This window comes from uncultured Jannaschia sp. (genome assembly GCF_947494055.1).
Lineage (GTDB): Bacteria > Pseudomonadota > Alphaproteobacteria > Rhodobacterales > Rhodobacteraceae > Jannaschia.
In genome coordinates this window covers 194,507-207,905 of the sequence record NZ_CANLTR010000002.1, presented here as the reverse complement: position 1 = coordinate 207,905, position 13,399 = coordinate 194,507, and the positions used below count along the sequence as shown (strand labels likewise).

Below are 13,399 nucleotides of genomic sequence, written 5' to 3'. Positions count from 1 at the left end.
CCCGTAAAAGTCGCTGTGATAAATCCAAGCTTGTGTAGAACAGTGACATTTGCGCTCGTTACGTAATCGAGGTGGCAGCTTGCTGGTAAGGTGTATCCATCGTCGCCTCGCTGAAATCCTGTTACGTATCCTCTGTTGAGGTTCTCGACTAGTAAATCGGTGCCGCTATCAAAGTCTTTTACTAGAAGCGAAAGGTAATCCACATCTTTACTTGAGTCAGATAATTGATAGGACCTTGGCGGCTTTCGCTTTAAAATCTTCGTTATAAGCTTCTTCTTTCTAGAGGGACTAGGGTTATCTAGCCATTTAAACATCCAGTTCCCCCGCAAACTTTGCGTTCTCCGAAATATACTGAAACCGCATCTCCGGCTTCTTGCCCATCAGGCGTTCCACGAGGTCGCCGGTCTCGCCGGGGAGGTCCTCGTCGATGGAGACGCGGATGAGCTTGCGGGAGGCGGGGTCCATCGTCGTCTCCCTGAGGTCCTTGGCGTCCATCTCGCCCAGGCCCTTGAAGCGGGAGACGTCGATCTTGCCGCCGTTCTTTCCCTTGCCGCCCAGACCCTTCTTCAGCCAGGCGTCGCGCTCGGCCTCGTCGAGGCAGTAGACGCGGTTCGCCCCCTGCGTTAGCCGGAACAGCGGCGGGCAGGCGAGGTAGAGGTGGCCGCTGTCGATCATCGGGCGCATCTGGGTGAAGAAGAACGTCATCAGGAGCGCGGCGATATGCGCGCCGTCCACGTCCGCGTCGGTCATGATGATGACCTTGTCGTAGCGCAGATCCTCGATGTCGAAGCGCGAGCCCAGCCCGACGCCCAGCGCCTGCGTCAGGTCGGAGATCTCCGCGTTGGAGCCGAGCTTCGAGGAGGCGGCGCCCAGCACGTTCAGGATCTTGCCGCGCAGGGGGAGGAGGGCCTGGGTCTTGCGGTCGCGCGCCATCTTGGCGGAGCCGCCGGCCGAGTCGCCCTCCACGATGAAGAGCTCGGTGCCCGCGCGGGCCTGCGCCGTGCAGTCCACGAGCTTGCCGGGCAGGCGGAGCTTCTTGGTGGCGGATTTGCGCGCCGTCTCCTTCTCCTGCCGGCGGCGCAGACGCTCCTCCGCGCGCAGGACGAGGAAGTCGAGGATGGCGCCCGCGGCCTTGGTGTCGGAGGCCAGCCAGTTGTCGAACCGGTCGCGGATCGCCGTCTCGACCAGCCGGGCAGCCTCCGTGGTGGCGAGGCGGTCCTTGGTCTGGCCGACGAATTCGGGCTCGGCGATGAAGCAGGAGACGAGCGCGGCGCCCCCCGTCGTCAGGTCGTCGCGGGTGATCTGCGCGGCCTTGCGGTTGTTGGCGAGCTCGCCGTAGGCCTTCACGCCCTTCAGGATCGCGGCCCAGAACCCCTGCTCGTGGGTGCCGCCCTCGGGCGTGGGAACGGTGTTGCAGTAGCTTTGCAGGAAGCCGTCGCGGGAGGGCGTCCAATTGATCGCCCACTCGACCTTGCCGGGCATGCCGAACCGCTCCCGGAAGTCGACGGTGCCGGCGAAGGGCGCGTCGGCATAGGTCGCGGCGTCGCCCAGCGTCTCGGCGAGGTAGTCGGCGAGGCCGCCGGGGAAGTGGAACGTGGCCTTGGTCGGCGTCTCGCCGTCGTCGATCGCGGAAGTCCAGCGGATCTCCACGCCGGAGAATAGGTAGGCCTTGGAGCGGATCGAGCGGAACAGGCGGGCGGGCTTCAGGCGGTGGGCGCCGAAGATGTCGGGGTCGGCGTGGAAGGTGGTGGTCGTGCCCCGCCGGTTGGGGGCCGCGCCGACCTTGGCGACGGGACCGAGGGGGACGCCGCGGGAGAAGCGCTGCTCCCAGAGTTGCCGGTCGCGGGCGACCTGCACGACCATCGAATCGGAGAGCGCGTTGACCACGGAGGCGCCGACGCCGTGCAGGCCGCCCGAGGTCTGGTAGGCCTTGCCGGAGAACTTGCCGCCGGCGTGGAGCGTGCAGAGGATCACCTCGAGCGCGGACTTGCCCGGAAACTTCGGGTGCGGGTCGACCGGGATGCCGCGGCCGTTGTCGCGGATCGTGCAGGACCCGTCGGCATGCAGCTCCACCTCGATCCGGTTGGCGTGGCCCGCGACCGCCTCGTCCATCGAGTTGTCGAGCACCTCGGCCACCATGTGATGCAGCGCCCGCTCGTCGGTGCCGCCGATATACATGCCGGGGCGCTTGCGGACGGGCTCCAGCCCCTCCAGCACCTCGATGGAGGAGGCGTCGTAGCTGCGGTCCGGCTCGGCGCCGTCGAGAAGGTCGTCGGGCATGTGCTGCTCTATCTTGTGGGGTTTCGCTCAAGGTAGGCGATATGCGGGCCTTGCGAAAGGCCGGGGATGTCGGATCGCCCGCGCGGGAACGCCGGGACGGCCTTCGACGGGCAGGTCGACCGAACCGCGTTCCACGGGGTTTCCGCAGCCCGGCGGAGGGGCTAGACGCGGGGCGCCGACACCAGATCCGGAGCATCGTCATGCCGCATATCCTCCTCACCGGCGGCGCCGGATATATCGGGTCGCATACCTATGTGGCGCTGGTCGAGGCCGGGTTCGGGGTGACGATCCTCGACGACTTCTCGAACTCCGACGCGAGCGTCGTCGACCGGCTGTCGCGGCTCACCGGGGCGGATGTCGACGTCGTGGAGGGGACGGTGCTCGACCGCGCGCTGCTGACGCGGCTCTTCGCGGAGAAGGCCATCGACGGCGTGGTGCATTTCGCCGCGAAGAAGGCCGTGGGCGAGAGCGTGGCGCGGCCGCTCGATTACTTCGAGACGAATATCGGCGGGCTGACGACCCTGACGCAGGCGATGCGTGCGGCGGAGGTCTGGCGCCTCGTCTTCTCCTCGACGGCGACGGTCTACGGCGAGCCGGAGGTCTTCCCGCTCACCGAGGACATGCCGCTGTCGCACACCTCGCCCTACGCCTTCACCAAGGTCACCTGCGAGCGCATCCTCGAACAGGCGGCACGGGCCGATCCGTGGGTGCTCGGCGTGCTGCGCTACTTCAACCCGGTGGGGGCGCATGGCTCGGCGTTGATCGGGGAGGACCCGCGCGGCGTGCCGGAGAACCTGATGCCCTACGTGGCCAAGGTCGCGACGGGCGAGATGTCCGAACTGCGCGTGTTCGGCGACGATTACGACACGCCGGACGGAACCTGCCTGCGCGACTACATCCACGTGATGGACCTCGCGGACGCCCATGTGAAGTCGTTGCAGGCCCTGCTGGACGGCCGCGCCCACCGCCTGAATATCGGGACGGGCAATCCGGTCTCCGTGCTCGAGTTGCACGGCGCCTACCAGGACGTCGTCGGGCGCGAGCTGCCCTACCGCATCGCCCCGCGGCGTGCGGGCGACGTGCCGAAGCTCTACGCCGATCCGAGCCGGGCCCGGTCCGAGCTCGGCTTCGAGGCGCAGCGCGACCTCGAGGAAATGTGCCGTTCGAGCTGGAACTGGGTGCAGGCCCGGATGACGGGCTGGACCTTCAATTCCTGACCGATCTGCCGGTCATTTCCTGATCGATCTGCCGGTGGAGCGTTGCCGATGCGGCGTCGGGGCCGAGCTCGGGCGGTTAGGTCGCAGGAATCATTTCGAGCGTACGTTATAGGACATTCACGGATTATTAATGCTGCATTAACGAATCTTGCCGATAAATTTACCGGATCGATTGCCGGCCAGGCCAATCACGTACGGCGAAAGAGGTGGACCTTGGGCGACTTGGCACAAACTCTCAACCGACTGCGGACCGGGTCCGCGATCTTCCTTCTCGCCGCGCTCGCCGCGGTCGTGGCGTCCTTCGTCGTCGAGTTCGATGTCTCCCGCGCGCTCCTTCTGGCGGTCGCCGGAGCGTCGGCGGCGATCCTCGTCGGGCTGCAGATCGCGACCCTGGTGGATGCCCGCCTGGAACGTCGTCGCCTGCAGACCGTAATGGCCTTGCTCGATCACGACACCGTGCCGGGCCTCTGCACCGACGAGGCGGGCGCGATCATCGCGCAGAACACCGCCGCGACCGACCGCCTCGGTGCGCGGAAGGCTGCGACGATGTCCGTCATGCTCGAGCCCCTCTTCGCCAATCCGGACGCCGTCGTGCATCGTCTCCGTGCCGCCGCGCGGGGATACGGCTCCGCGCGGGAGGATGTCGTGACGCGGCGGGGCCATGTGCGCGTGGCCGTCCATCGCGTCCCGGGCGGGCTGCTCTGGCGGATCGAGGACCTGGTGGACCAGCCATCGCGCGGCGCCGACGGGAACGGTCTGCCGATGCTGACCGTCGGGCCGTCCGGCACCATCCTCTCCATGAACGACGTCCTGGAGGAGAAGGCGGGGCATCGTGCCCAGCGGGTGCGGGATCTGTTCGAAAAGGTGCCCCTGCAGAGCGGCAGGTTGAACCGGCTCTTGACGACGGACGGGCCGCAGCCGGTCCGCGTGGTCCTGTCGGAACCGGCGAACGGCCGGTCGGAGGTCTTCGTGATGCCGGCGGGCGAGTACAAGAACGGCCGTGTCGAGCTCGATTCCCTGCCCGTGGCCCTGCTGAGGCTCGACCCCGAAGGCCGCGTTCTGTTCGCCAACCGGCTCGCGCGCGACCTGCTGCCGGCGACGGCGTCCCCCGGCGAGGTCCGCCTCGCCGCGATGGTCGAGGGGCTGGGCCGCAGCGTGCGCGGATGGGTCAGCGAAGCCGCGGCCGGCCGCGGTCTCTACCGGGCCGAGGTTGTGCGGGTGACCGGCGCCGAGACGGAGACCTACCTGCAGATCACGCTCAGTCGTCCCGTCGATGACGGCGAGGGCGGGCTGCTCGCCGTCCTGAACGACGCGACCGAGCTGAAGACGCTCGAGGCGCAATTCGTGCAAAGCCAGAAGATGCAGGCCATCGGTCAGCTCGCCGGCGGCGTGGCGCACGATTTCAACAATCTGCTTACCGCGATCTCGGGCCATTGCGACCTGCTGCTTCTGCGCCACGACGAGGGCGACGAGGATTTCGCCGACCTCAAGCAGATCAACCAGAACGCCAATCGCGCCGCGGCGCTGGTGGGGCAGTTGCTGGCCTTCTCGCGCAAGCAGAAGCTGCAGATGCAGCCCGTCGACCTGCGCGATACGCTGGCGGATCTGGCGCATCTGCTGAACCGTCTGGTGGGCGACAACGTCCGGCTGACGCTGCAACACGATCCGGGGCTCATTCCCGTGCGTGGCGACCGTCGCCAGCTCGAGCAGGTGCTGATGAACCTGGTCGTCAACGCACGGGACGCGATGCCCGAGGGCGGCGAGATCCGGATCGAGACCGAATGCCGCTTCCTCAACCAGCCGTTGACGCGCGATCGCGTGACGATGCCGCCGGGCCAGTACGTGGTCATCAACGTGACCGACGAAGGCCGGGGCATCTCGAAGGACAACCTCGCCCGGATCTTCGAGCCGTTCTTCACCACCAAGCGGCCGGGCGAGGGGACCGGGCTGGGGCTGTCGATGGCCTACGGTATAATCAAGCAATCGGGTGGCTACATCTTCGCCGATTCCGAGCTCGACGTCGGGACGCGGTTCAGCCTCTATTTCCCGGTGATGCCCGACGACGACAAGATGGCCGTGCTGGACGACGAGCCTGTCGAACGGATGGACACGCCCGCCATCCCGACGCCCTACAGGCTGGAACAACCGGCCAATACGGTCGTCGAGCCGTCGATGCGTGACAGGCCGGATGACCGGAAAGAGACCACGCCGTCCGTCGTTACAGCGCCGAGCGATGCGTTGCCGTGCCGCGGACGGCACGAGGGCGACACGCGGAATCGCCCCGAGGTGTCCCGTTCGGTTGCGTCCGGCGACGGGGATGCATCGTCCGGCCGGAACGACGACCGCGTCGAGCCCGCCCCCGTGAAGGTGGCGGACGGCTCGCCCGCCGTGGCGGCGAAGACCGATGCGACCCGCGCGCAAGACCCGTCCGGCGGAGCGACCGGCTCGGCCGGGGCCGCGACCGGCGCCGCCGGTGGCGATCGCGCCCGCCCGGTCGTGCTTCTGGTCGAGGACGAGGCACCGGTCCGCGCCTTCGCGTCGCGCGCGCTCCGTCTCCGGGGCTACGACGTCGTCGAGGCGGAGAACGCGGAATCCGCGCTCGCGCAGTTGTCGGATCCCTCGCTCGTCGTCGACCTGTTCGTGACCGACGTGATGATGCCGGGGCTCGACGGGCCGAGTTGGGTGCGCAAGGCGCTGAAGGATCGTCCGACGGTGCGGACCGTGTTCATCTCGGGCTACACGCAGGACGCGCTGTCGGAGACCAGCACGCCCGTCCCGAACGCGACGTTCCTGCCGAAACCCTTCTCGCTGAACGACCTGACCCGCACCGTCGAACGCGCGCTTCAGTAGGTCAGGGGGCCGCGCGCTTCCAGAGGGCGAAATCCTCCGCCCGCTCGATCCGCAGACGCGCCTCCAGATCCGCCGGGAGCGAGACGTCGCCTGGGGGCGAGACGTTGGCGCGCGGCAACGTCACCTCGGTCCCCAGGCGTTCGGCGAGGAACGCGGTGGCGGGGCCCAGATCGTCGTGCCGGAACAGGTGCTCCACGCCACCGGCAAGCATCACGGCTTGCGACCCGACCCGGGCGAAGGCGGGGGGCTCGGGGGTGAGATACGCCTCCACGAAATGCGTGAACTGCATCCCGGCGGTCGAGTTCGCATGGCCCCGCAACGCCGGTCGGCTCCGGTAGCGGAACCAGCTGCCCAGCCAGTCCACCGGCTCGCGAATGACGGCCATCTTCTCCATCGGACGTTGTCCGCCGCGCTCGAAGAACGGGCGCAATTCGCGGTCGTACTTGCGGACCCCGCAATGCTTGAGGCCCGGCGGATTCACGATCGCGGCGTCGGCGTGCGACGCCAGAGCGGCCTCGAGCGCCGTCGACCCCGTCTTCGGCACGGCGAGGAGGACGATGCGGGCGTCCCAGAAGATCAGCACTTTCCCGATCCTTCGTTTGCGTACGGCTCCCTGATCGCCCGGATTAAGGAAGAATTAAATGATTACTTGAATGTGTTCCCCAAACGTTCCATATCCGGGACAAGCAGAACGATACGTGAACGAAACCCCGATTGCCGCGACTGCGGCAGCATGCAACAAGGGCGTGATACTATGGGAATGGCGAACCTTATCGACATGGCTGACAAACGCGGCGCGGACAAGCAGAAGGCGCTCGACAGCGCGCTCGCCCAGATCGAGCGTCAGTTCGGCAAGGGCTCGATCATGAAGCTCGGGGGCGACAACGTCCTCAAGGACATCGAGTCGACCTCGACGGGCTCGCTCGGCCTCGACATCGCGCTCGGCATCGGCGGCCTGCCGAAAGGGCGCGTGATCGAGATTTACGGGCCGGAATCCTCGGGCAAGACGACGCTGACCCTTCATGTCGTCGCCGAGGAGCAGAAGAAGGGCGGCGTCTGCGCCTTTGTCGACGCCGAACACGCGCTCGACCCGCAATACGCGCGCAAGCTCGGCGTCGACCTCGACGAGCTCCTGATCTCGCAGCCCGATACCGGTGAGCAGGCGCTCGAGATCGTCGATACGCTCGTGCGGTCCGGTGCGGTCAGCCTCGTGGTCGTGGACTCGGTCGCGGCGCTGACGCCCAAATCGGAGCTCGAGGGCGACATGGGCGACAGCTCCGTGGGCGTCCATGCGCGCCTGATGAGCCAGGCCATGCGTAAGCTGACGGGCTCGATCTCGCGGTCGAACTGCATGGTGATCTTCATCAACCAGATCCGGATGAAGATCGGCGTCATGTTCGGCTCGCCGGAGACGACGACGGGCGGCAACGCGCTGAAGTTCTATTCCTCCGTCCGCCTCGACATCCGCCGGATCGGCGCCATCAAGGATCGCGACGAGGTCGTGGGCAACACCACGCGGGTGAAGGTCGTCAAGAACAAGGTCGCGCCGCCGTTCAAGCAGGTCGAGTTCGACATCATGTACGGCGAGGGCATCTCCAAGATGGGCGAGTTGCTCGACCTCGGCGTGAAGGCCGGCGTGGTCGACAAGTCCGGCGCCTGGTTCAGCTACGGCGACGAGCGGATCGGGCAGGGGCGCGAGAACTCCAAGACCTTCCTGCGCGAGAATCCGTCCGTCGCGCTCGAGATCGAGGACAAGATCCGCGCGGCCCACGGACTCGACTTCCAGATGGGGGCCGGCGACAAGGACGAGATCTTCGACGAGTGATGCCCCGCCCGGGGCCGGTCGAGACGAGATGACGGAACGGGGTCGCGAGCAGGGCGGCCCCGTTTTCGTTGGGTGGCTGGACGGGCCGACACGCCGGGGCTAGGACGGCGCGGACCCGCCGCGCGAGGAGGAACGACATGCCCAGCCTTAACGATATCCGCTCGACCTTCCTCGGCCACTTCGCGCGCAACGGACACGCGGTCGTGGACAGCTCTCCGCTCGTGCCGCACAACGACCCGACGCTGATGTTCACCAATTCGGGCATGGTGCAGTTCAAGAACGTCTTCACCGGCGTCGAGAGCCGAAATTACGTCCGCGCGACGACATCGCAGAAATGCGTCCGCGCCGGTGGCAAGCACAACGACCTCGACAATGTGGGCTACACCGCGCGCCACCACACCTTCTTCGAGATGCTGGGCAATTTCAGCTTCGGCGACTACTTCAAGTCCGAAGCGATCCCCTTCGCCTGGGACCTTCTGACCCGGGATTTCGGGATCGATCCCAACCGGCTTCTGGTCACGATCTACCACACCGACGACGAGGCGGCGGCACTGTGGAAGAAGGTCGCGAACCTGCCGGACGAGCGGATCATCCGCATCGCCAGCGACGACAATTTCTGGCGGATGGGCCCGACCGGCCCCTGCGGCCCCTGCAGCGAGATCTTCTACGACCACGGGGACCATATTCCCGGCGGCCCGCCGGGCAGCCCGGACGAGGACGGCGACCGGTTCATCGAGATCTGGAACCTCGTCTTCATGCAGAACGAGCAGCTGCCCGACGGCTCGATGCGGCCGCTCGACATGCAGTCGATCGACACCGGCATGGGGCTCGAGCGGATCGGCGCGCTTCTGCAGGGAAAGCACGACAATTACGACACCGACCTGATGCGCGCGCTCATCGAGGCCAGCGCGCACGCGACCTCGACGGACGCGGACGGACCGGAGAACGTGCATCACCGGGTGATCGCCGACCACCTGCGCTCCACCTCCTTCCTGATCGCGGACGGCGTGATGCCCTCGAACGAAGGTCGTGGCTACGTGCTGCGCCGGATCATGCGCCGCGCCATGCGGCACGCGCATCAGGCCGGTGCGCAGGATCCGGTGATGCACCGGCTGGTCCCGGCGCTGGTGCAGCAGATGGGGCAGCACTATCCCGAACTTGTCCGCGCGAAGGCGTTGATCGAGGAGACGCTGCGCGGCGAGGAGGATCGGTTCCGCGCCACGCTCGACCGCGGGCTGCGTCTGCTCGAGGACGAGGTCGGCCGCCTGTCCGCGGGCGGCACGCTCGGGGGGGAGGCCGCGTTCAAGCTTTACGACACCTACGGCTTCCCGCTCGACCTGACGCAGGACGCGCTCCGCGAGAAGGGCCTGGGCGTGGACGTGGCCGGGTTCGACGCGGCGATGGCCGAGCAGAAGGCCCGGGCCCGCGCGGCCTGGTCCGGTTCGGGCGAGCAGGCGGATGCGGCGATCTGGTTCGATCTGGCGGAGCGGCACGGCACCACGGAGTTCCTGGGTTACGACACCGAGACGGCAGAGGGGCAGATCCTCGCGCTCGTCCGCGACGGGTCGGAGATCGACGCAGCGGAAGCCGGCGAGACCATCGCGATCGTCGTCAACCAGACTCCGTTCTACGCGGAGGCGGGCGGTCAGGTCGGCGATACCGGGATCGTGCGGACGCAGACGGGGCGCGCGCGCGTGACGGATACGCGCAAGTCGGCGGGCATCTACATGCATCTGGCCGAGGTCGAGGAGGGGCAGATTGCGCGGGACCAACCGGCCGAGCTTGTCGTCGATCACGACCGCCGCTCGGCGATCCGCGCGAACCATTCGGCGACGCATCTGCTGCACGAGGCGTTGCGCGGCGCCCTCGGCGAGCACGTCGCGCAGCGCGGCTCGCTCAACGCGCCGGACCGGCTGCGCTTCGACTTCAGCCACGGGCAGGCGGTCTCGCTCGAGGAGCTCACGCGGGTCGAGGCAGAGGTGAACGCCTTCATCCGGCAGAATGCCGAGGTCTCGACCCGGATCATGGCGCCCGACGACGCCCGCGCGCTCGGTGCGCAGGCGCTCTTCGGCGAGAAGTACGGCGACGAGGTGCGCGTCGTCTCGATGGGCGCGAAGGACGGGACCGGGCGGGGTGCCGACAAGCGGACCTACTCGATCGAGCTTTGCGGCGGCACGCATGTCGGCCGGACCGGCGAGATCGGCGCCTTCGTCACGCTGGGCGATCAGGCGTCGAGCGCGGGCGTGCGGCGGATCGAGGCGCTGACCGGGCAGGCGGCTATGGACTACCTGCGGGCGCAGGATCACCGGGTGGCAGAGCTTGCCAATCTGTTCAAGTCGCAGCCCGAGGAGGTCGGTACCCGCGTCCGGGCGCTGATGGACGAGCGCCGGGCGCTGCAGAACGAGGTGGCGCAGCTTCGCCGCGAGAAGGCGATGGGCGCGGGGGCCGAAGCGCAGGACATCAACGGGATGAAGGCCGTGATGCAGGTGATCTCCGGCGTGTCGGGCAAGGATCTCGGGCCGATGATCGATGCGCAGAAGGCCTCGCTCGGCAGCGGCATCGTCGTGCTGATCGCCGATACGGGGGCGAAGCCCGCGGTCGCCGCCGGTGTCACGAAGGATCTCGCGGGCCGGGTCTCGGCCGTCGATCTCGTGAAGGCCGCGGTGGAAGCCCTCGGCGGACGAGGGGGCGGTGGACGGCCGGAGATGGCGCAGGGCGGCGGGGCCGACATCTCGCAGGCCGATGCAGCGCTCGACGCGGCGCGCGGGGTGATCGCCGCCGCCTGACCGGGCGGGGCCTAGTGCCCCGTCGTGTCGGAGAAGAGCTGCATCACGACGATTCCGGCGATGATCATGACCAAACCTAGGATCGCGGCGGGATCGAGCCGCTGGCCGAAGGCGAGCCAGCCGATCGCCGCGATCAGCACGATGCCGAGGCCGGACCATATCGCGTAGGCGATCCCGACGGGGATCGTCCTGAGCACCAGCGACAGCAGGAACAGTGACACGACGAAGCAGGTCAGCGTGACCAGCGAGGGGCCGAGCCGGGTGAACCCGGCGGAGGCCTTCAGCGCGGAGGTTCCGACGGTTTCGAAGGCGATGGCGAGGATCAGCAGCACCCAGTTCATGTCAGCGTCCGATGTAGCGGTCGCGGCGATGGTTCACCGCGATGATGAGGTTCACGATCACCGCGCCCAGAAGCGAGACGAGGACGAGGAACGGATCGAGGATCAGGAACGCCGCGGCGAAGAGCACCGCGTCGAAGCCGAGCTGGACCCAGCCCGCCCGGATCGCGAACCGCTCCTGCATGCAGAGCGCGAGGATGCCGATTCCGCCGAGCGAGGCGCCGTGCCGGAAGATGACGATGAGGCCCATCCCCGTCACCGCGCCGGCCAGCGCCGAAGCCACCCAGGGATCGAGTCGGCCGAACGTGACGAAGGACGGCAGCAGCGCGGCGAAGACCGACAGGAGCGAGACCGCGATGACCGTCTTCACGATGAAGCGGGGCCCCATCCGCTGCCAGCCGAGGATGTAGAACGGCAGGTTGAGCACGAAGAACCACACGCCGAACGGCCAGCCCGACACGTAGCTCGCGAGAATGCCGAGCCCGGCGGTCTGTCCGGTCACGAGCCCTGCCGAGGTGAGGAGCAGCACGCCGAGCGCGCAGAGCGCGGTGCCGAGCAGAAACGCCTGCGCATCCTCCAGCGGCGTATGCGCGACGGGCGCGGGGCGATGCGGTTCGCGGTTGTCTCTGAGCGTCGCAGAATTGGCCATACCGGAGGGGGCAGATCCGCCCGGCGGCGGACCTGCCTGTTCGTCCTACAGCGCCGCCTGAAGGTTCGCGTCGATCTTTTCGAGGAACCCCATCGTCGTCAGCCATGCCTGATCGGGCCCGACGAGCAGCGCGAGGTCCTTGGTCATGTGCCCGCTCTCGACCGTCTGCACGATGACGCTCTCCAGCGTCTCCGCGAAGTTGCGCAGCGCGTCGTTGTCGTCGAGCTTGGCGCGGTGCTTGAGCGCGCCGGTCCAGGCGAAGATCGAGGCGATGGAATTGGTCGAGGTCTCCTTGCCGGCCTGATGCTGGCGGTAATGCCGCGTGACGGTGCCGTGCGCGGCCTCCGCCTCGACGATCCTGCCGTCCGGCGTCATCAGTTGCGAGGTCATCAGCCCAAGCGAGCCGAAGCCTTGTGCCACGGTGTCGGACTGCACGTCGCCGTCGTAGTTCTTGCACGCCCAGACATAGCCGCCCGACCACTTGAGCGAGGACGCGACCATGTCGTCGATCAGGCGGTGCTCGTACCAGATCCTCTTCGCGTCGAACTGGTCCTTGAACTCGGCCTCGAAGACTTCCTGGAAGATATCCTTGAAGCGCCCGTCATAGGCCTTCAGGATCGTGTTCTTCGTGGACAGGTACAGCGGCCAGCCGCGGTTGAGCGCGTAGTTCATCGATGCGCGGGCGAAGTCGCGGATCGAATCGTCGAGATTGTACATTGCCATCGTCACGCCGGCGGAGGGCGCGTCGAAGACCTCGCGCTCGATCTCCTGCCCGTCCTCGCCCACGAACTGGAGGGTCAGCTTTCCCTTGCCCGGAAACAGGAAATCGGTGGCGCGATACTGGTCGCCGTAGGCGTGACGGCCGACGACGATCGGCTTGGTCCAGCCGGGGACGAGACGCGGGACGTTGCGGCAGATGATGGGCTCGCGGAAGATGACGCCGCCGAGGATGTTGCGGATCGTGCCGTTGGGCGAGCGATACATGCGCTTCAGCCCGAACTCCTCCACCCGCGCCTCGTCCGGCGTGATCGTGGCGCATTTGACGCCGACGCCGACCTCCTTGATCTTGTTGGCCGCGTCGACGGTGATCTGGTCATCGGTCTCGTCACGCGCCTCCATGCCGAGGTCGTAGTAGAGCAGGTCGATGTCCAGGTAGGGCAGGATCAGCTTGTCCTTGATGAACTGCCAGATGATGCGGGTCATCTCGTCGCCGTCGAGCTCGACGACGGGGTTCTCGACCTTGATCTTGGACATGGGGCCTCCGGGAATGCGCCAACTTGCCCGAAGGTCGTAGCGCATCGTCCGGGTGGGGGCCAGCGACGGGACGGTATCCGGCCCGACCGTTTCGGCGGGACGGCAGGTCCGATCTATCGTCGATCCGCCTTACGGGACGACGGTCGACCCGGGAGGCTGCACGCGGCCCGAAGCCTTCGCCGCGAAGGGGCCCGACCGCG

9 protein-coding genes are annotated in these 13,399 nt (G+C 67.3%); 4 read left to right on the top strand and 5 right to left on the bottom strand.

Annotated elements, in window-relative coordinates; translation table 11 throughout:
• Window positions 1–306 precede the first annotated feature (306 nt).
• Window positions 307–2,280: a DNA topoisomerase IV subunit B gene (parE, locus tag Q1A87_RS02985; RefSeq protein ID WP_299646887.1), complete on the bottom strand. Its 1,974-nt coding sequence runs from the start codon at window positions 2,278–2,280 to the stop codon at window positions 307–309.
• 200 nt (window positions 2,281–2,480) lie between these two features.
• Here parE and galE point away from each other — a divergent pair, with 200 nt between their 5' ends.
• Both galE and Q1A87_RS02975 read left to right on the top strand, forming a co-directional pair.
• Entirely contained in the window at window positions 2,481–3,497 is a 1,017-nt protein-coding gene (gene galE, locus Q1A87_RS02980) for a UDP-glucose 4-epimerase GalE (protein ID WP_299646885.1), read from the top strand.
• Window positions 3,498–3,719: 222 nt separating this feature from the next.
• Window positions 3,720–6,347 (top strand): ATP-binding protein, encoded by a 2,628-nt coding sequence (locus tag Q1A87_RS02975; RefSeq protein ID WP_299646883.1) that lies wholly within the window; start codon window positions 3,720–3,722, stop codon window positions 6,345–6,347.
• A 1-nt stretch (window position 6,348) separates the two neighbouring features.
• Here the strand turns inward: Q1A87_RS02975 and Q1A87_RS02970 are convergent, their stop codons facing one another.
• Complete coding sequence (locus Q1A87_RS02970; protein WP_299646881.1) at window positions 6,349–6,930, bottom strand: gamma-glutamyl kinase; 582 nt, start codon at window positions 6,928–6,930, stop codon at window positions 6,349–6,351.
• A 171-nt stretch (window positions 6,931–7,101) separates the two neighbouring features.
• On the opposite strand from Q1A87_RS02970, the gene recA reads away from it, so the two are divergent.
• Both recA and alaS read left to right on the top strand, forming a co-directional pair.
• Complete coding sequence (gene recA / locus Q1A87_RS02965; protein WP_299646879.1) at window positions 7,102–8,172, top strand: recombinase RecA; 1,071 nt, start codon at window positions 7,102–7,104, stop codon at window positions 8,170–8,172.
• 137 nt (window positions 8,173–8,309) lie between these two features.
• Window positions 8,310–10,958 carry an alanine--tRNA ligase gene (alaS, locus tag Q1A87_RS02960; RefSeq protein ID WP_299646877.1) on the top strand — a complete coding sequence of 883 codons (2,649 nt, stop codon included), beginning with the start codon at window positions 8,310–8,312 and terminating at the stop codon, window positions 10,956–10,958.
• Window positions 10,959–10,969: 11 nt separating this feature from the next.
• Here the strand turns inward: alaS and Q1A87_RS02955 are convergent, their stop codons facing one another.
• From Q1A87_RS02955 to Q1A87_RS02945, 3 genes are read right to left on the bottom strand one after another with little or no spacing between them, the layout of a single operon-like run.
• Window positions 10,970–11,299 carry a multidrug efflux SMR transporter gene (locus Q1A87_RS02955; RefSeq protein WP_299646875.1) on the bottom strand — a complete coding sequence of 110 codons (330 nt, stop codon included), beginning with the start codon at window positions 11,297–11,299 and terminating at the stop codon, window positions 10,970–10,972.
• A 1-nt stretch (window position 11,300) separates the two neighbouring features.
• Window positions 11,301–11,945, bottom strand: a complete 645-nt coding sequence (locus Q1A87_RS02950; RefSeq protein ID WP_299646873.1) for a YitT family protein — start codon at window positions 11,943–11,945, stop codon at window positions 11,301–11,303.
• A gap of 45 nt (window positions 11,946–11,990) precedes the next feature.
• Window positions 11,991–13,199 (bottom strand): NADP-dependent isocitrate dehydrogenase, encoded by a 1,209-nt coding sequence (locus Q1A87_RS02945; protein ID WP_299646871.1) that lies wholly within the window; start codon window positions 13,197–13,199, stop codon window positions 11,991–11,993.
• Between the last annotated feature and the right edge of the window lie 200 nt (window positions 13,200–13,399).